Below are 18504 nucleotides of genomic sequence, written 5' to 3' on the forward strand. Positions count from 1 at the left end.
AGTAACGACAGGTCATATACTATTTCTCTTTTCCTGAGTAAAAAAAACGCTAAAAAGCGAACTGTAGCAAGTTAAAAAACAAGGCTTTACTATTTATGCTAAACTTTCCCTTTTATTGAAAGAAAATGTTATCGGAAACAAGATAAAACATTATTTAATAAGCGCTCCATACATTTTATAATTATATCCGGTGAAATAAACCTATCTTTGCAACCATGAAAAAGTATCTTCTAGTCATATTAACCATCCTCTATGTCGGGGTTTCCAGCGGAATCATCCTGAACATCCATCATTGCATGGGTAAGATAGTGGAAGTCGAATTATGGCAAAACGATACCTGCCCTTCATGCAAGGAAAAGAAACAAGCGGGCCATTGCTGCTCTACGGAGACGCAATTGGTCAAGATGACGGTCGACCAGGATATCCATCAGGTACCGGTCATCGATTATACGCCGGTAGCCCTGTCCTTACTTTTCAATATGCATAATTTGCTGATTCTCTCCGAAGCAGACGAATCAGGCATATCCTATCCTTATTATACAACCCCACCTGACGAATGCAGCGGTACGGAACGATGCATTCTAAACTGTTCTTTTCTGATTTAGTTGATGTTGGCTATACAGCCGACAGTATCTTTTGTTTATAATCCATAAACAAAAAATTATAATAATCTGTTCCTTTTGTGTAACACAAGAGAAAATTGAACGTGTATAGCCATTCTTTGTAAAACAAAGTCTGCCTATAGGCGCAGATTATAGGTATCAATTAATCCATCAGAATAAAAACAGTACTCTATGCTAAATAAAATAATTCGTTATTTCCTTGAGAACAGGGTAGTAACCATGCTATTATTAATACTGGTTGTTGTGTGGGGAATATCGACCTCTCCTTTCAACTGGCACGGGGGCATTATCCCGCGTAACCCGATCCCGGTGGATGCGATCCCGGACATCGGTGACAACCAGCAAATTGTCGCTACCGAATGGATGGGACGGTCACCCAAAGACATACAGGACCAGATCACTTATCCGCTGACCACCTCGCTGCTGGGTATTCCGGGGGTGAAAAGTATCCGGAGCTCCTCCATGTTCGGTATGTCGTTCATTTATATCATTTTCGATGATGATATCGAATTTTACTGGAGCCGTTCACGTATCCTGGAAAAGCTGAACTCATTACCTCCCGGAACATTACCGGAAGGTGTACAACCTGCCCTGGGACCTGATGCAACGGCTTTGGGACAAATCTACTGGTACACGCTGGAAGGCAGGAATCCGGAAACAGGCAAACCTACCGGAGGATGGAATGCCGAAGAACTGCGCACGATCCAGGATTTCTATGTCAAATACAGTCTTTCGGCAGCCGAAGGGGTATCGGAAGTGGCTTCTGCCGGAGGTTTCGTGAAGGAATATCAGATCGAACTCAATCCGGATGCCATGCGGGCATTCAACATATCGGTCATGGATATTATGAATGCCGTTAAAAAGAGCAATCTCGATATCGGTGCGGAAACGATGGAGATCAATAAGGTGGAATATCTGATCCGGGGATTGGGATATATTAAAGATGTATCTGACCTGGAGAAAGCGGTCGTCACCGTTCGCGACGGTGTCCCGGTACGTATATCGGACGTTGCTTTCGTAAATATCGGTCCGGGAACACGCCGCGGAGGCCTGGACAAGGAAGGGATAGAAGCAGTCGGCGGTGTCGTCATTGCCCGCTACGGAGCCAATCCGCTGGAAGTGATCGACCATGTAAAAACGAAGATACGGGAAATAGAAGCCGGACTTCCACAGAAAACGTTGGAGGACGGAACAGTCTCCAAGGTGACAGTCGTGCCTTTCTACGACCGGACCGGACTGATCAAAGAGACGATCGGGACACTGGAGACTTCACTCTCGCATGAAATTCTGATTTGTATCATCGTGATCATCGTGCTCGTACTGAATCTGCGCGCTTCGGTCATTATTGCAAGCATGTTGCCGATAGCGGTGCTGGCGACGTTCATTATCATGAAATATACCGGGATAGAAGCAAATATTGTCGCCTTGTCCGGTATCGCGATTGCGATCGGTGTCATGGTGGATGTCGGTGTCGTTTTCGTGGAGAGTATTATACGGTATATGGAGATGCCCGAAAACAAAGGCATCCGGAGTGGCAAAGCATTTGTAAACCTTATTTACAAAGCGGTAAGCGAAGTATCAGGAGCTATCACTACGGCGATGATCACAACGATTGTCAGCTTCCTGCCTGTTTTTGCCATGGAAGCGCAGGAAGGGAAGATGTTCTCTCCCCTCGCCTACACAAAAACATATGCACTGGCTTCTTCCTTTATCCTGGGGTTGATCTTATTGCCCACTCTCTCCTATTTGTTATTCTCTGTCCGGATACATTCGAAAGCGATACGCAGAATCGCCAATTATCTGCTGGTTGTTGCCGGCATCGCGCTTATGATCATTTACGGAAGTGTTCCGGCTCTCGGCTTGACGGCTGTAGGGTTGAATAACCTGTTCGCTTCCTGCTGGAAAAATCCGAAGATGGCAACTTATATTAATATAGGTATCACACTATTGGTTGCCATATACTATCTGTCGGAAGAATGGCTGCCGATGGGACCGCAAGCCGGGCTATCAGCCAATATCCTGTTTGTTGCTGCTTGTATCATCACCATTCTGTCTCTTCTGTGGATACTGGTTATCTATTACGAACGGATACTGAGATGGTGTCTCAGCCATCGCTGGCTGTTCATGACCGTTCCGGCTGCAACGATCGTATTCGGTTTCATGATCTGGATGGGAATCGGGAAAGAATTTATGCCCAGCCTGAATGAAGGCTCTTTCCTGCTGATGCCTACCAGTATGCCTCATACCGGAGTTGCCCAAAACCTGGATTATATTGAAGCACTGGATAAACGCCTGGCAGCCATTCCGGAAGTAGAGACCGCCATCGGAAAATGGGGACGTGTAAACTCGGCTCTCGATCCGGCACCGGCACAGATGTTCGAAAATACGATCAATTACCGTCCGGAATATATCTTGAATGAGGACGGTGCCCGGGAACGATTCAAGGTGAACAGACGGGGAGAATATCTTCTAAAAGATGGCAGTACTTACAATCCTGCCGACGGCTTCCGGCTTATACCTAAAGACAGCCTGATTCCCGACCGGAAAGGAGATTACTTCCGTCAATGGCGGCCGGAGATCAAAAACACGGACGATATCTGGCAACAGATCGTAAATGTCACTCATTTACCGGGGCTGACCTCCGCTCCTAAACTGCAACCGATAGAAGCCCGCCTCGTCATGCTTTCGACCGGAATGCGTGCGCCTATGGGGCTGAAGATATACGGACCGGACTTGGAAACGATCGAACAAAGCGGGAAAGCGATCGAGCAGGCATTGAAAGAGGTACCGTCCGTGATCCCTTCTTCCGTCTTTTATGACCGAGCTGTCGGTGCTCCTTATCTGGAGATCCAACTGAACAGGGACAATATGGCGCGCTATGGAGTGAATGTGGAAGACCTGCAGGAAATATTGAGTGCTGCTGTCGGCGGCATGGTTTTAACGACAACTGTGGAAGGCAGGGAACGCTTTCCCGTCCGTCTCCGTTACGCACGCGAACTGAGGGATAATCCGGAGGCTTTATCCATGTTGCTGGTTCCAACCGCAACCGGTGCACAGATTCCCCTGAAGGAGCTCGCCGATATCGATTATACCCGGGGAGCACAGATGATCCAAAGCGAGAACACCTTCCTCGTCGGTTATGTCATATTCGATAAACTGTCCGGCAAGGCGGAAGTGGATGTAGTCAAAGAGGCGACACGCGTATTGGAGCAAAAGATAAAAGACGGCGAACTGACACTGGCGAAAGGGGTCTCTTACAAGTTTGCCGGTAACTACGAGCAACAGGAACGTGCCACTCAACGGCTGGCAATCGTAGTCCCGATGGCACTACTTATCGTCCTGCTGGTCCTGTATTTCCAGTTCAAGACGGTGACGGCTTCCCTGATTCATTTCTCCGGTGTGTTCGTTGCCTTTGCCGGCGGTTTTATTCTGCTTTGGCTGTACGGACAGGATTGGTTCATGAACTTCTCCGTCGGAGGAGAAAACATGAGGGATCTTTTCCAGATGCATACGATCAACCTGAGCGTGGCTGTCTGGGTAGGATTTATCGCCCTGTTCGGAGTGGCGACAGACGACGGAGTGCTGATGGGTACTTATATCCACCAGACATTCCTGCAACAGAATCCGACCACAAAAGAAGCCATCCGGGAGGCTGTCGTTACAGCCGGTCTCAAACGTGTACGCCCGGCTGCCATGACAACCGCCACGACGCTGATCGCCCTGCTGCCGGTACTGACTTCGACAGGAAAAGGGGCGGATATCATGGTCCCGATGGCAATACCTACTTTCGGAGGTATGTTGATCCAGTCCATGACTATGTTCGTCGTTCCCGTCCTGCAATGCTGGTGGCGTGAAAGTGCCATAAAGAAAGAACTAAAGAAACAGAATCTTCAAAACAATAGAAACGATGAAAAATAAGATCAGAATACAAACATATATAACAGGGATAGCCTTGCTGCTCGGCATTCTTCCCGCCTTTTCACAACAGGCGGACAGCCTGTCATGGTATCTGGAAACGGCAGCACGCAACAATCCGTTGATAAACTCCAATTTCGCTTTATACAAAGCATCACTGGAAAAGATTCCGCAAGCCGGAGCGTATGCCGACCCGGAACTGGATATAGGTCTTTTTGTCAAACCGATGGAGACACTTAGCGGCAAGCAAATAGCCGACTTTACCCTCATGCAGATGTTTCCCTGGTTCGGGACACGTAAAGCCGCCCGCAACGAAGCGACCGAGATGTCGCGTATGGCTTACGAGCAATTCCGCGAGGCCAGGAACAATCTGTTCTATGAAGTAAAAAGCCAGTGGTACCAGTTATGTAACCTCAACGAGCAATACAAGAACACACAGGCAAACCTTCTGTTGCTTGAACAACTGGAAAAACTGGCACTCAACCGTTACTCGGCACCTTCAGCCAATGCACCGACCCCGACAACAGCAACCGTTATCAGTACTGTTACAACTCCTCCTGTTGCTACAGGGAACAGTATGGATAATATGGGAGGAATGGGAAGCAGTCCCCAAACGACAGCACAGGGAACATCGGCAGGAAACGCTTCCATGCAAAGTATGGGAGCCGGTTCGATGGGCAGTTCAATGGGGTCAGGCAGTTCTTCCGGCAGCATGTCGGACGTATTGCGCATACAGATAGAAAAAGCCGAACTTCAGAATAATCTGGAAATCCTCGCATCCAGCAGGATAGCAGCCGAGGCTCGTTTCAATGCTTTACTGAATCGTAAACAGGATATGCCAGTAGCCGTTCCCGATTCATTGGAACAACTGCGTTTTCTGATCGACGACCAGGCAATGACCGACAGTATCATCACCGCCAACCCTATGTTATCGATGCTTGAAGCCGAAGCGAACGCTTACCGCGCCAAAGCCGTCATGGATAAAAAGATGAGCTATCCGATGTTCGGTATCGGCCTGCAATATTCGCTTGTCGGGAAATCAAACAACAAGATGGTTATGGACGACATGAACGGGATGGATATGTTTATGCCGATGTTCAAGATCAGTATCCCTATTTTCCGTAAAAAGTACCAGGCACAACAGAAAGAGAGCCAGCATTACCGTCGGGCAAGCGAACTGAAATACGAAAATACGTTGAACCAGCTGCAATCCGAATACCAGACAGTCAAGCAACAACTGGCTGATGCCGCCCGCAAAATAGCTCTTTATAAGAAACAGCAGGAACTGTCGCTTTCCACCTGGCAACTGATCGTACGGGAGTTTTCAGCCGGTACGACAAGCCTGACAGAAGTGATACAGGTAGAACGGCAGCTATTGGATTACAGCCTCAAAAAAAGTGAAGCCATTGCCGAATACAATACGATGGTAGCCGGAATGGAAAAATTAGTAGCAACTTCAATAAACGAATAAAGATATGAAAAAGATAAAAGAATGGTTTAAGACCAAAGAAATCCGATATATAGTATTTGCCTTGGCCGGTTTATTTCTCGGCTGGCTGTTCTTCAGTCCCTCCTCTGCTCCATCACCGGCAAACGATGAACATCACCATAGTCATGACAGTATTGCGGGACATGCCCACAGTCATGACCTGCAACAGGATGAGAATGGGGTTTGGACCTGTTCCATGCATCCCCAGATCAAACAGGACAAACCTGGTAAATGCCCGATTTGCGGCATGGACCTGATCCCTTTACGCAAAAGCGGCAACGATCACGGGAATGTCGATCCTTCGGCTATCCAGTTATCGGAAGAAGCAATCGCTTTGGCGAACGTACAGACCTCTCGTGTCAATAAGGAAAACCCGGTGAAGGAAGTCCGCTTATATGGTAAGATCGCACCGGACGAACGGAGCCTGCAGTCGCAAACAGCCCATGTCGGAGGCCGTATCGAAAGCCTGGCAGTCGACTTTACCGGCGAAACAGTCCGAGCCGGACAAACCCTTGCGACCTTATACTCACCCGAATTGTTCACGGCACAGCAGGAATTGACAGAAGCCCTGAAAATGCAACAACCTGCCCTGATCAAAGCTGCCCGTGAGAAACTACGGCTCTGGAAGATGACGGATGCGCAGATAGCAGCCATCGAACAGTCGGGTACCATCTCTCCCACCGTAGAGATCAAATCGAACACCAGTGGTATCGTGATGTCGAAGCGTGTCAGCCAGGGAGATTATGTATCGCAGGGAGCCGTTTTGTTTGATGTAGCCAACCTGTCAAAGGTATGGGCAATGTTCGATGCTTACGAAACAGACCTGCCGTTCCTTAGCAAAGGCGATCCGGTCACATTCACCATGCAGGCATTTCCCGGCAAAGCGTTCAAAGGACGTATCGCTTTCATCGATCCGATCGTCAACCCGACCAGCCGTACCTCCCGTGTACGTGTCGAAGTGGCAAATCCGGGCATGGAATTAAAGCCGGAAATGTATGCGACGGCTATTGTCGATGCTCCTTTGAAAGGGTATAAAGATCAGATCGTCGTTCCGCAGACAGCCGTTCTCTGGACCGGCAAACGGTCGATCGTTTACGTAAAACAACCGGACACCACTACTCCGACATTCCTGATGCGGGAAGTAGAATTAGGACCGTCATTAGGCAATGCCTACGTGATATTGAAAGGACTGGCGGACGGAGAAGAGATCGTGACGAACGGCGTTTTCTCTATCGATGCCAGTGCACAGCTGGAAGGAAAAACTTCAATGATGAACAATGACGGGAATACGGCTCATCCGATGACGGGACATGCAGGACATCATATGCACGAAGCAGCAGCTCCGAACACAGCTCAAAGCGAACATGCAATGTTCGGAGTAAAAGGTGCCTGCGATATGTGTAAACAGCGGATCGAAGAAGCAGCCCAAAGTGTCAAAGGAGTCACCTCCGCCTCCTGGGACAAAGATGCCCAAATGGTTCATTTACAGTTCGACCCGACACAGACTTCTGCCGATGTCATTGCCAAAGCAATAGCCAAAGCCGGCCACGACAACGACAAATACAAAGCAGACGACAGTATTTACAACAAGCTCCCGGCTTGCTGCAAATACCGTCAATAGATCACTGAAGCGCAAACAAAAAGGGCTACAATTTATTTTGTATCCCTTTACCGTTGCGCTTCTAATAATATCCTCTTCTTTTCAATAATACGTCTCTGTCAGTGGAATATTAACTTCTACGGATAGCATTCCAGTGCCATCACTACAAAAACGTACCTTATTTTCCCGGGCTAACCACCCCAATGCAAGAAAAATAACTGACTCTTTACACTGAGTCATTTCACTGATCTTTCGGATAGACATGTTACCTCTCTCTGCAAGCAAACGCCAGATCTGACCGGCATTTGAACCAACGTCATTCTTATTCATAACACTCCATTTTTGATATTTGACTTAAAACTAATCATAATAAGTCAACTAGTACTGTTCCATTTGACTCTTATATTAGTCATTTATACCATTTTTCAACTCTCGCACAAAACAAAATGACTTTGCTTTGTTATAAAACAATCCTTGGATTGATAATGTTTTGAAAAAAAGCAACTTCCGCCCTTATCCTTTTACTTTCCGGAGTTCTGATGAATTAATTGGGAGAAACCGTAAACAATGCTTTCTTTAAAAATGTTTGATTGATATAGAACTTAAATAAAAAGATTAGGCGATATGGACGATTACGAATTAATTGATAACGAAGAGAACCACCAATACGAATTTCATATTGGTAAATATGTTCCGAGAATTGAGTATATAAAAACCAAGAACGGCGAGATCTATCTCACACATACCGAAGTTCCTGTAGCCCTCGAAGGAAAAGGCGTAGGCAGCCAGCTGGCTGAAAAGGTACTGAAAGATATAGAAAAGCAGGGATTACGCCTGGTACCGTTGTGTCCCTTCGTAGCCGGATACATTCAAAAGCATCCGGACTGGCGACGTATAGTTATGAAAGGTATTAATGTAGGATAAAGCGATTATAGAGTATGGGAAAGAAAATTGAATATTCAAACGGTGAGCTGACCATTATCTGGCAGCCCGAACTGTGCAAGCATGCCGGTATTTGCGTAAAAACATTACCGCAGGTATACAACCCCAAGGAAAGACCCTGGATTAAAATAGAAAATGCAACTACGGAAGAGCTGATCGCACAGATCAACCAATGTCCGTCAGGCGCACTTAGTTACAGATTAAATAAAAAAGAATAAGAAATAAACAGGCTATAACTTAATTGATTATCAGGCTTCCGTCAGGTTCGTTCACAGACCGGCGGAAGTTTTTTTATTTACCGGTCAGGGCATCGAATTATAATAACGCCAGGTATTATCCCGCTTGCGGTTCCTGCGTTTATTTCTTTCCTTTTTTGAAAAGACCCATTCCAGCACGTCATTCAGCGAGAAATACAGTTTTACAGATCCGCCTACGGTTCCCCGCTTCTGCCCGTCTTTCACTATATCCGAAGAGTAGAGGTTCCTCGCTCCTGCCGCAGCCGTCACCGGAAGTTTTCCTACCTGTATCTCCTTTTTATCGATCAGGCGCGTAGGAGGCGGTGTATAGGCTTCTTTGTTTATTTTCAGAGTAGTATCCAATTCTATCGCATACAGACGATAGACACTCGGAGGCATCGACCTGTAATCCAAGTCTTTGTGCACACTATCCGTATCCGCATGCAGGTAATCGGAAAAGTCTTTCAGAATGGGTAACTCAGCCGGCGCCTCCAATATCTGCTGTCCGGGTTCATCCTCCATATGTATGAATGTTCCTTCCCGGATCGCTTTCTGAAACTCCGGATTGATACGTATCGTATCCTTTCCGGATAAAATGCCGGATAACCACACCGAATCCTTCTCACTCCAATTCTGCCCGCATAAATCCACCGGCAAGAATCCTGTCAACATCAAAATAAATAAACACAGCTTCAACTTCATACTATAGAAACGACGGGATAAAAGATATACTGCATAAAAAGAAACAGAATCAAACAGAAAAAACATTTGTTTACTATCGATGAGCTTTGTAAACTTCACGAATATTCATACTTTTACTGCGGTTTTAAACAAATCGTAATCAAGGCGGAATATTTATAAACTAACAATATAATATGTATGAAAAAGATTATCAGCTTATTTTTGGCGGCTACGGCTTTTGCCTGTACGCAGGAACAAAGCGTGGACGTAACGGTAACGAACCCGTCGGCCATGAACCGTTCGAACGAGATCACGGAAATATCAATGAATGCCGTTGCTAAACTGAACGGTGCGTCGTTCATTATCTCCGACAACAACGGAACACAGATTCCTTATCAGATCACATACGACAAAAAAATTATTTTCCCTGTTGATGTGAACGCAAACAGCAGCGTTACTTACCAGATCAAACCGGGCACTCCGGAAGGAGCTGCCACTATTGCCTGCGGTAAGTTCTATCCCGAACGTGTGGACGACATCGCCTGGGAAAATGACCGTATCGCTTTCCGTACCTATGGTCCGGCTTTGCAGGCTACGGGCGAACAGGCTTTCGGTTACGACATCTGGGTTAAATGTGTATCGGAACCTGTTGTCGACATGCGTTACAAGACGGAACTGAACCCGGAATCAAGAGCTAAAATTGCAGAATTGAGAAAGACTGACAAGAAAGCGGCACAGGAACTGGCAAACTCTATTTCCTACCACATCGATCATGGTAACGGACTGGATTATTATAAAGTAGGTCCGACATTGGGTGCAGGTACTTCCGCTCTTTTGTCTAACGATTCTATCGTTTATCCGTATTGCTACAAAGAGTATGAAATACTGGATAACGGCCCGTTGCGTTTCACCGTCAAGCTGGTTTACAATCCGTTGAAAGTAAAAGACAATGAGAATATTGTCGAAACCCGTCTGCTTTCGCTGGATGCCGGCTCGCAGTTGAACAAAGTAACGCTTTCATTTGCCAACCTGAACGAACCGACACCGCTCGTAACCGGTATCGTACTGCACGAACCGAGCACGGACTATCAGGCTGATGCCGCCAACGGTTACATTGCTTATGCAGACCCGGAAGATCCGACAAACGGACAGATATTCATCGGTGCCGTATTCCCTGAAAAACTAAACGATGCTAAAGCGGTGAACTTCTCCGATGCAGAAAAGAAACAACGCGGAGCAGACGGTCATGTACTGGCGTATACTACTTATGCACCGGGAAGCGAATATACCTATTATACAGGAGCCGGATGGAGCAAATGGGGCTTCCGGAACTCAGCCGAGTGGTTTAAGTATATCCAGGATTTTGCACAAAAAGTAAAACAACCGTTGCAAGTAACAGTAAAGTAAAAACATATTCTATGTAAATGTACCCTATAAACCGTTCACCCTTCACCAGCTGTTCATATCTCATTGTTATATGAATAGTTACGTTCGATATACAGGGTGAATAGTTGGTGAAAGGAGGTGAATGGTTGAATCAAACCATTCACCTCCTTTTCATTAAGGCTTTTCCAGTAAGGAACAAAGATTAAAGCTCTTAACTACTAAGGTAAAAGATATGACCTGATAGCTTTGCGACGGCGCTCGTTAAGCTTACCGACGTCCGTCAAAAAGATTAACGACCTTGGTCGACAAGGTTACCGAGCCTGGTTTAAATCTTACCGGCATATATCTTTCAGGTTAAAAAGAAAGGACTTTGGGGTTAATAACCCATAGGCTGATTGCTAGTTGAATACTTTAGGGAACAAATAATATCTCATCCAGCGGATTCCAAAAAACCTTCTTCCAGTCTTTGATACGGTTGTTTTCTACCCGTATGCCTTCTTCTTCCAACTTTTCCTGCATCTCGGTCGGCGTACTGAAAGCATCTTTGCCGGATAACACTCCCTGACTGTTCACTACCCGGTAAGCAGGAACACCTACCTCCGAACAATTCCCCATTACCTTGCCGACCATTCTCGACATATTCGGATAGCCGATCGCACGGGCTATCGCACCATAACTGGTGGCACGTCCATACGGAACAGTCTTCACCATCTGATGGACGGCTGCCACAAAATCTTCCTTATCAAAATCAGACATATCATTTATAATTTATCTGCCAGCTCTTCCAGTAATGCATCAGTACCGGCAATCGTGTCTCCATTCTCATTATAAAAACCAACCAGATAACGCCCTTTCCAAAGAACCGGTATATCTCCGTTATAACGGTCTTTTATCAATAAACCGCCCTCTTTCAACTCATCCTGCTGTTTAGTGAAAGCCATATACTGGGTCAAAACAGATTTGACCCCATCCGGCGATCCCCCATCCAGAACAAACAACTGGAAAGCCTGACCGCCCTTCTCGTACTTCATTGTATAGACAGCCCGTAAAAACTCGTGGCCGATATAATTAGAGGTAATATAGGCAGCCGAATAAGGTACTTTTCCCTGTTCCGGAAATAAACGGATAACGGCAGGATAACCGGCTCCGGCATCGATCTTTCCGGCAAGCGCCTGACCGATAGCCTGTAACTCTTTCGAGACATCCCCCGAAGCATTACTCCACATCTTCAGATACATATTTCCGGCAAAGAAGTACAGATTCGTCTTGTCTCCCTGCGCTTCTCCCCCTACGGGCAAAAATTCGAGATCGGAAGAACGTTCGGACGAATACATACCGAAAGCATCCTCCGGCGTAGCATGACGGTAGGCTTGTATCGTGATATAATCGGTCCCTTTTTTATATTCCATAGAAGTCATCTCCCTGAAGTTATTCTCCAAAAAAAGCGGAGCCGCCCCGTTTATACGATCAAAGAGATTATCCGGATTGAAAACCTCTATCTCGCCGGAGATAGTCCAGCCGTCCACAGACGGTAACCACGCCTTCAGTTCATCCGGTGTCTGCGCCTTTAAAGAGCAGAAAGGCAACAGGAAAAAGAGTAACAAATAATTGATCTGCTTCATACGTTCAATTCTTTAAGTCAGAAATTCATCGGGTACCTGCATCACCGGAGTGATCGCCGCTATCTTCGCTGAGACATCAAAGCCGGAAGGACATTTCACCAGGCAGGTATCACAATCTGAGCAAATATCCGCCGAAAGATTCAGCTCACCGAGCGTTTCCTTCGACATTCTCGAATATTTATAACCGTAAGCATACATATAAGCCCGCATAATATCCGGGATAGGCAGATGTTCGGGACATTGCGACCGGCATATACCGCACTGTTGGCAATACAACATTTCCTGTCCGCAAAGGGAGGCGAGATATTCCGCATCGTTGGCAGTCAGTTCCGGTGAACGGGCAGCAGCCAGGCACTCATCCAGTTCATCATAATTAGAGAATCCGGGAATCGCAGTCGTAATATGCTCATTCTTCCACGCCCATTTCAGGCAGGCTTGCGCATTGATCTTTTTCTTTCCTTCCGCATCTTCCGTACCTCCTGTCATCGTCTTCATGGCAACCAGTCCGATACCGGCTTTGGCGGCACGGGCAATGGCTTCTTCCGTCTCTTTCAGATTCGATAGTTTAAAATTATAACTCAGCAGGACAACATCATAGATACCTGCCTCGATAGCCGCATCCAGCAATTCCGGTTTCCCTGCATGGGCAGAAAAGCCCAGAAAACGGGTTTTACCATCTTCCTTGAACTTCTTCAGAAGAGCAATGACGCGTTCGTCCTTTATTTCTTCCACCTTACTCAACGCATGTGTATAGAACAGGTCCACCTGATCCATATTCAGGCGTTTCAGGCTCTGGTCCACCAGTTTTTCATACGTTTCTTCAAAATCATCTTTCAGAGGATAGTCAAACTTCCCCTTTGTCGCAATAAAGAAGCTGTCCCGGGGTTTTCCGGTAAAGAACTTTCCCAGCATCTCCTCATTCTTTCCGTTTTGGTAGCCATGAGCCGTATCAAAATGAAATATACCGGAATTATAGGCAGCACGCACCACATTCGGATTGTCGGCACGCATCACTCCCATACTCAGGATAGGCAGCTTTATCCCCGTCCTTCCAAGCGTGCGGACAGGGATTTCATTTTCATTAGCAGTCACCAGAGAAGCTCCGGCAGCTTTAGCACCCGGAATTAACATTGCACTCACGCCAGCAGTGGCCGAAAGCCGAAAAAAATCTCTTCGATTTACACGTTTGGTTTTCATAGGATAATTATATTAGTATATGTACTTGTCCGACTGTGCTTTACAAATATAGAAAGATTTATCAAAATAAATCGCTTTTTCCATAGGGTATTTGTTCCCTGAACGATCTTATATATACAAACAGGAATATTCACCATTAAAACAATACAAAGATGAAAACACTGTATAGACAATCCATCGGTTTTTTGCTGATCTTATTATTGATCGCAGGTATGAGTCCGTTGCAGGCACAGGACCAACCGGTACGTGACGACGAGAATCCGGACTTCATCACGATCAGCGGAGTTGTGAAAGACAAAAATAATAAGAAACGGCTGGAGTATGTAAACATTTCCATCCCCGGCAGCACTTCGGGTACGATCACCAATGAAGACGGGGAATTCTCTTTCAAGATCAAAGATGCTTCCCATGTGAAAGCAGTCGAGATCTCCCATATCGGATACTACAATAATAAGGTAGAAGTGAACGGGAACAACCTCTCCGACCTGACTGTCTGGATGACACCTTATGAAAATATGCTCGACGAGATCATCATCCATGCCCAGGAACCACGCTATCTCGTGGAACAGGCGGTCAAGAAAATCCCTGCGAACTACAGTAAGAAAACGAACATGCTGACCGGCTTTTACCGGGAAACCGCCCAAAAAGGCAGACGGTACATCAATATATCGGAAGCAGTGATCGACATCTACAAAACACCCTACAACGAAGGTTCCGACCGAGACCGCGTACAAGTATACAAAGGCCGTAAGCTCTTGAGCCAGAAAAGGACCGATACGCTAGCCGTCAAACTGCTCGGCGGTCCGAATATGTCAGTCTTCTGCGATATCGTGAAGAATCCCGACGTATTGCTCGACAGCGAATGCCTGCCTTATTACCTCTTCAAAATGGAAGAATCGACCAATATCGACAACCGTCCGCAATATGTAATCAGTTTCAAGCCGCAGGTCATCATGCCTTATGCCCTGTATTACGGTAAACTTTACATAGACAAGGAACGACTCTCATTCACCCGTGCCGAATTTAACCTGAGTATGGACGACCGCAACAAAGCGACCCAGGCCATCCTCAAAAAGAAACCGTTCGGATTACGCTTCCGCCCGCTCGAAGTAGCTTATCTGGTCAATTACAAAGACCGCGACGGCGTAACTTATCTGAACTATATCCGCAACGGGGTACGTTTTAAATGTGACTGGAAACGTAAACTGTTCTCGACCAACTACACCATCATCTCTGAAACAGTGGTGACGGACGGACGGGAAGAAAACGTAACCACTATTCCGTACAAGATGGCATTCAAGGAATCACAGTCGTTGTCCGACAAGGTGGAAAACTTTATGGACGAAGATTTCTGGGGAGCCTACAATATCATCGAACCGACGGAATCACTGGAAAGTGCTGTAAACAAATTAAAAAAGCAACAGAAATAAGTTTCAATATCTTTTCGTACATTTGAAGGACTCTAATCATTAAGATCCACGGCATGCTGAACGATTTATTCGTACTAACTAAGATTAAAGAGGGGGACGTCAAAGCTTTCGAAGGTATCTTCCGGCTCTACTACTCCCCCCTTTGCCTCTATGCCGCAGGCATTACCGGAAACCGGGATGTAGCTGAAGAGATCGTGCAGGAGCTATTCTACGTATTCTGGAAAGAAAAAGAAAAACTGCAAGTGTTCCTCTCCTTGAAAAGTTACCTCTACGGGGCGGTACGCAACCAGTCTCTCCAATACTGCGAACATCAGGAAGTACGCAACCGTTACCGGGAAAGCGTTTTATCGGACAACCAGGAAAGCAAGCCTTCCGATCCTCAGGACCAGCTGGAATACAAAGAATTGGAAGATCTGATAAACAAGACGCTCCAAAAGCTGCCCGAACGCCGCTTACGCATCTTCCGGATGCAGCGCTTCGAAGGAAAGAAATATGCGGAGATAGCCTCCGCCCTCTCTCTGTCCGTCAAAACAGTGGAAGCTGAAATGACCAGGGCACTTCAAACACTCAGAAAAGAAATTGAGAATTATACACAAACAGTATGACTCGTAAAGAAAGGGACAATAGAAGAACGGATCAGGCGTGGAACAAGGTGTACCACCGCCTGGAAAAGGATGGCCTGCTCACCTGTAAAGAAAAAGAGGGTGTGATGCCTTATGGGGACATCCCCCGTCTAACTACCCGAAAAATTGTATTATTAGGTTTGCAGGTAGCTGCAATCATATCCTTTTTCCTGATTATTCATTTTAATCGAACAGAAGAGGAAGCCGACCGCAACCTGCTCACCCGGCAGAATACGGAGACGACAACACTTGCCACGACACTTGAAGATGGCTCGATCGTGTATCTGGCAGGAAATGCCGCTATCCGTTATCCGGAACATTTCCAACCGGACAAAAGAGAAATCTCCTTACAGGGAAATGCTCTTTTCGACATTGCCGGCAATCGTCAGCGTCCTTTCCTGATCGAAACGGAAGATGCACGCATCGAAGTGCTGGGTACCGCTTTTAATATAAAGAGCGATGGCTTCCAGCCTTTTGAACTATCCGTACAAAGAGGACTGGTGAAAGTGACGTTGAAAAAGAGCGGACAGGACGTACATGTAAAAGCGGGTGAAACCGTTACTGTCTCTTCCCGAAAGTTACAGGTGACCCAGACAAAAGATTCCGGACAATTCGATGAGTATGTCCGGCAGATACGTTTCAAGGATGAACGGCTGGCCGATATCCTTCGTGTTATCAATCTCAATACGGGAGACATCAGTCTGAAGACAACTCCGGAACTGGCGGACAGGACACTGACCGTCACTTTTGACAACAACTCACCGGAGTCGATCGCAGAATTACTCTGTTTCGCGCTCAACCTGAAAAGTACGCGTATTAATAATGTGATAACTTTGCATGAGAACTAACCGGATAAAAGGAGTACAAGGTGAAACGAACCGCTACATATCGTCTGTTATTTGCCCTCATCGGATTATTGCTGATGACGGCTATCCCTTTGCGGGCAGACGACAAGGGCGACAAAGATAAAAATGTACTCGAACGTCTTATCCATATCCCTAAAAGTAAGGAAACGGTTTACGAATTATTGGGAAAAGTATCCGAACGCTCCGGCTACCTGTTTATCTACGACAGTAACATCATCAACAATGAGCAAGTCGTAAAAATACCGGGAGGCAAGTGTTCCGTCAGGGAAGCGATCTATCGGATCACCGGTGACCGGAGTTTGAATCTCCGCGTGATCGGCAACCATATACTTATCTCCCGCCCGGTACAGGAAATAGCAGTCAAAGAAGAACTCCCGGTTCTTCCGGATACCATCGCTTATTTCACTCTAGAAGGCATCCTCCGGGATAAATATACGAATGAACCGATCCCGTTCGCCACCGTCAGTGTGAGCGACAACGGTTCCATCGGAAACGTCACGAACCAGGCCGGAGAATTCAGATTACGACTGCCGGATACGTTGAATCGATCGCAGATCAACTTCTCGCACGTCGGCTACCAACCCTACCAAATAGAAAGTTCCCTGCTGGCAGAACGCTACAGTATGCTGACCCTGGAACCGAAAGTTATCCCTATACAGGAAGTGGTTGTCCGTATCGTGAATCCCCTGCGTTTGCTGCGGGAGATGGAAGAAAAGAAAAGCATCAACTATTCCCAGGAACCGGTTTATCAAACCGCTTTCTACCGGGAAGGGATCGAACGGAAAAACAAATTCGTCAGTCTGACGGAAGCCATCTTCAAAATATACAAAGGTTCTTATACCCAACGTACAACGACCGATCAGGTGAAACTGCTGAAGATGCGCCGGATCAGTAATAACCAGGAGCGGGACACGATCATTGCCAAAATGAAATCGGGGATCAATGCCAGCATGCAGCTGGATATCATCAAAGATGCCCCGGACTTCCTGATCCCTGAAAGCGATGTGAATTATCCGTATGTATATGCCCACTCCGATATAACAGTAATAGACAACCGGATGGCAAACGTAATCTCTTTCGAACAACGTGAGTTCATCACAAGTCCGCTTTTAAAAGGCAACCTGTATATCGATTCGGAAAACAGTGCACTGTTGCGGGCTGAGTTTGAAATACATCCTAAATATGTAAAGAATGCCGCCAATATGCTGGTGGAGAAGAAAAGCCGTAACCTGAAGATAATCCCTCAGAAGGTAGTCTATACGGTTTCTTATAAACCCTGGAACGGCATCTATTATATCAGCCATGTAAGAGGAGACCTTCATTTCAAAGTAAAAAAGAGAAAACAGCTGTTCGGCAGTTCTCCCCTTCATGTATGGTTCGAAATGGTCGTATGCAAAACGGATACGGATGGTGTCAGCCGCTTTGGCAGAAAAGAGACATTGTCCACCCGGACTGTATTCTCTGAAACAAAATTTAATTATGATGAAGGCTTCTGGGGTAACTTCAATGTGATCCCACCGGAAGAGAAACTGAACGAAGCAATAGGAAAAATATCGTCAAAAATAGAAGAAACGGGCTACTAAATGGTTAAAAATCATAAAGAGGGCCTTTTCTCAAAGGCCCTCTTTATAGGTTTTAAATAGGTATTAGTCTTTAAGGCAAAAAGATTGTTTAGGTTATCTGCATGCAAAGATGCGGCATTTTATATTACTGAACAAATAAAAAAAGATATTATAAAACACATTTTTAAGATTATCGAAACTTATTTGCAGCTTCTTCTATTTTTTAACAATTGGATCTCGGCTTTTAATTATCGGTTTATACGGGAAGTATTTCCGATTTCCCGTTGATTAACAATCAGTAAGCAGGTATACTTTTTACTTGTTATTACTGT

The 18504-nt window shown here is 46.1% G+C and carries 16 protein-coding genes; 11 read left to right on the forward strand and 5 right to left on the reverse strand.

From position 1 onward, the window contains the following. The first annotated feature begins 215 nt into the window (after window positions 1-215). From DXD68_RS18405 to DXD68_RS18420, 4 genes are all read left to right on the forward strand, one after another. Complete coding sequence (locus DXD68_RS18405) at window positions 216-605, forward strand: hypothetical protein (RefSeq protein ID WP_122362966.1); 390 nt, start codon at window positions 216-218, stop codon at window positions 603-605. 189 nt (window positions 606-794) lie between these two features. Then, on the forward strand, window positions 795-4541 hold the full coding sequence (locus tag DXD68_RS18410; protein WP_122362967.1) for an efflux RND transporter permease subunit: 3747 nt from the start codon (window positions 795-797) through the stop codon (window positions 4539-4541). Beyond that, a complete protein-coding gene (locus DXD68_RS18415) occupies window positions 4531-6009 on the forward strand; it encodes a TolC family protein (protein ID WP_199715753.1) in 1479 nt (492 codons plus the stop codon). The genes DXD68_RS18410 and DXD68_RS18415 overlap by 11 nt, the downstream gene beginning before the upstream one ends. 4 nt (window positions 6010-6013) lie before the next feature. Then, window positions 6014-7648: an efflux RND transporter periplasmic adaptor subunit gene (locus tag DXD68_RS18420; protein WP_122362968.1), complete on the forward strand. Its 1635-nt coding sequence runs from the start codon at window positions 6014-6016 to the stop codon at window positions 7646-7648. Window positions 7649-7729: 81 nt separating this feature from the next. Here DXD68_RS18420 and DXD68_RS18425 read toward each other — a convergent pair whose 3' ends face one another. Further along, the gene (locus tag DXD68_RS18425; RefSeq protein ID WP_122362969.1) at window positions 7730-7957 is read right to left on the reverse strand and encodes a winged helix-turn-helix domain-containing protein; all 228 of its coding nucleotides are present in this window, start codon (window positions 7955-7957) and stop codon (window positions 7730-7732) included. Window positions 7958-8251: 294 nt separating this feature from the next. Between DXD68_RS18425 and DXD68_RS18430 the strand changes: the two genes are divergently transcribed. Together DXD68_RS18430 and DXD68_RS18435 are read left to right on the forward strand one after the other, a co-directional pair. Next, window positions 8252-8551, forward strand: a complete 300-nt coding sequence (locus DXD68_RS18430) for a GNAT family N-acetyltransferase (protein WP_122362970.1) — start codon at window positions 8252-8254, stop codon at window positions 8549-8551. Window positions 8552-8565: 14 nt separating this feature from the next. Continuing rightward, complete coding sequence (locus tag DXD68_RS18435) at window positions 8566-8787, forward strand: (4Fe-4S)-binding protein (protein ID WP_122362971.1); 222 nt, start codon at window positions 8566-8568, stop codon at window positions 8785-8787. A gap of 84 nt (window positions 8788-8871) precedes the next feature. On the opposite strand, the gene DXD68_RS18440 is transcribed toward DXD68_RS18435, so the two are convergent. Continuing rightward, window positions 8872-9477, reverse strand: coding sequence for a hypothetical protein (locus DXD68_RS18440; RefSeq protein WP_233577217.1), 606 nt, complete (start codon window positions 9475-9477; stop codon window positions 8872-8874). Between the two features lie 207 nt (window positions 9478-9684). On the opposite strand from DXD68_RS18440, the gene DXD68_RS18445 reads away from it, so the two are divergent. After that, window positions 9685-10893: a DUF4861 domain-containing protein gene (locus DXD68_RS18445; protein ID WP_122362972.1), complete on the forward strand. Its 1209-nt coding sequence runs from the start codon at window positions 9685-9687 to the stop codon at window positions 10891-10893. Between the two features lie 390 nt (window positions 10894-11283). Here DXD68_RS18445 and DXD68_RS18450 read toward each other — a convergent pair whose 3' ends face one another. Genes DXD68_RS18450 through DXD68_RS18460 form a run of 3 tightly spaced genes read right to left on the reverse strand, consistent with a single transcriptional unit; the run spans window position 11284 to window position 13691 of the window. Next, window positions 11284-11628 (reverse strand): MGMT family protein, encoded by a 345-nt coding sequence (locus DXD68_RS18450; protein WP_122362973.1) that lies wholly within the window; start codon window positions 11626-11628, stop codon window positions 11284-11286. Between the two features lie 5 nt (window positions 11629-11633). Next, window positions 11634-12494, reverse strand: coding sequence for a DUF6599 family protein (locus tag DXD68_RS18455; RefSeq protein WP_122362974.1), 861 nt, complete (start codon window positions 12492-12494; stop codon window positions 11634-11636). Window positions 12495-12506: 12 nt separating this feature from the next. Continuing rightward, window positions 12507-13691 (reverse strand): aldo/keto reductase, encoded by a 1185-nt coding sequence (locus DXD68_RS18460; RefSeq protein ID WP_122362975.1) that lies wholly within the window; start codon window positions 13689-13691, stop codon window positions 12507-12509. A gap of 152 nt (window positions 13692-13843) precedes the next feature. On the opposite strand from DXD68_RS18460, the gene DXD68_RS18465 reads away from it, so the two are divergent. The 4 genes from DXD68_RS18465 to DXD68_RS18480 all read left to right on the forward strand — a co-directional run bounded on the left by DXD68_RS18465 (window position 13844) and on the right by DXD68_RS18480 (window position 18193). Beyond that, on the forward strand, window positions 13844-15121 hold the full coding sequence (locus DXD68_RS18465; RefSeq protein WP_122362976.1) for a carboxypeptidase-like regulatory domain-containing protein: 1278 nt from the start codon (window positions 13844-13846) through the stop codon (window positions 15119-15121). A 53-nt stretch (window positions 15122-15174) separates the two neighbouring features. Then, window positions 15175-15726 carry an RNA polymerase sigma-70 factor gene (locus DXD68_RS18470; protein WP_122362977.1) on the forward strand — a complete coding sequence of 184 codons (552 nt, stop codon included), beginning with the start codon at window positions 15175-15177 and terminating at the stop codon, window positions 15724-15726. Next, entirely contained in the window at window positions 15723-16592 is an 870-nt protein-coding gene (locus DXD68_RS18475; protein ID WP_122362978.1) for a FecR family protein, read from the forward strand. Before DXD68_RS18470 ends, DXD68_RS18475 begins: the two co-directional genes overlap by 4 nt. Window positions 16593-16666: 74 nt before the next feature. Then, on the forward strand, window positions 16667-18193 hold the full coding sequence (locus DXD68_RS18480; protein ID WP_199715769.1) for a carboxypeptidase-like regulatory domain-containing protein: 1527 nt from the start codon (window positions 16667-16669) through the stop codon (window positions 18191-18193). Window positions 18194-18504 lie beyond the last annotated feature (311 nt).

The sequence above is a fragment of the Parabacteroides sp. TM07-1AC genome (genome assembly GCF_003480915.1).
In the GTDB taxonomy this organism is placed as follows: Bacteria; Bacteroidota; Bacteroidia; order Bacteroidales; family Tannerellaceae; genus Parabacteroides; species Parabacteroides chongii.

Excerpts from the sequence above, each read along its gene's own strand:
- DXD68_RS18405 (WP_122362966.1), top strand. The coding sequence starts at position 216 with ATGAAAAAGTATCTTCTAGTCATATTAACCATCCTCTATGTCGGGGTT.
- DXD68_RS18410 (WP_122362967.1), top strand. The coding sequence starts at position 795 with ATGCTAAATAAAATAATTCGTTATTTCCTTGAGAACAGGGTAGTAACC.
- DXD68_RS18415 (WP_199715753.1), top strand. The coding sequence starts at position 4,531 with ATGAAAAATAAGATCAGAATACAAACATATATAACAGGGATAGCCTTG.
- DXD68_RS18420 (WP_122362968.1), top strand. The coding sequence starts at position 6,014 with ATGAAAAAGATAAAAGAATGGTTTAAGACCAAAGAAATCCGATATATA.
- DXD68_RS18425 (WP_122362969.1), bottom strand. The coding sequence starts at position 7,957 with ATGAATAAGAATGACGTTGGTTCAAATGCCGGTCAGATCTGGCGTTTG.
- DXD68_RS18430 (WP_122362970.1), top strand. The coding sequence starts at position 8,252 with ATGGACGATTACGAATTAATTGATAACGAAGAGAACCACCAATACGAA.
- DXD68_RS18435 (WP_122362971.1), top strand. The coding sequence starts at position 8,566 with ATGGGAAAGAAAATTGAATATTCAAACGGTGAGCTGACCATTATCTGG.
- DXD68_RS18440 (WP_233577217.1), bottom strand. The coding sequence starts at position 9,477 with ATGTTGACAGGATTCTTGCCGGTGGATTTATGCGGGCAGAATTGGAGT.
- DXD68_RS18445 (WP_122362972.1), top strand. The coding sequence starts at position 9,685 with ATGAAAAAGATTATCAGCTTATTTTTGGCGGCTACGGCTTTTGCCTGT.
- DXD68_RS18450 (WP_122362973.1), bottom strand. The coding sequence starts at position 11,628 with ATGTCTGATTTTGATAAGGAAGATTTTGTGGCAGCCGTCCATCAGATG.
- DXD68_RS18455 (WP_122362974.1), bottom strand. The coding sequence starts at position 12,494 with ATGAAGCAGATCAATTATTTGTTACTCTTTTTCCTGTTGCCTTTCTGC.
- DXD68_RS18460 (WP_122362975.1), bottom strand. The coding sequence starts at position 13,691 with ATGAAAACCAAACGTGTAAATCGAAGAGATTTTTTTCGGCTTTCGGCC.
- DXD68_RS18465 (WP_122362976.1), top strand. The coding sequence starts at position 13,844 with ATGAAAACACTGTATAGACAATCCATCGGTTTTTTGCTGATCTTATTA.
- DXD68_RS18470 (WP_122362977.1), top strand. The coding sequence starts at position 15,175 with ATGCTGAACGATTTATTCGTACTAACTAAGATTAAAGAGGGGGACGTC.
- DXD68_RS18475 (WP_122362978.1), top strand. The coding sequence starts at position 15,723 with ATGACTCGTAAAGAAAGGGACAATAGAAGAACGGATCAGGCGTGGAAC.
- DXD68_RS18480 (WP_199715769.1), top strand. The coding sequence starts at position 16,667 with ATGACGGCTATCCCTTTGCGGGCAGACGACAAGGGCGACAAAGATAAA.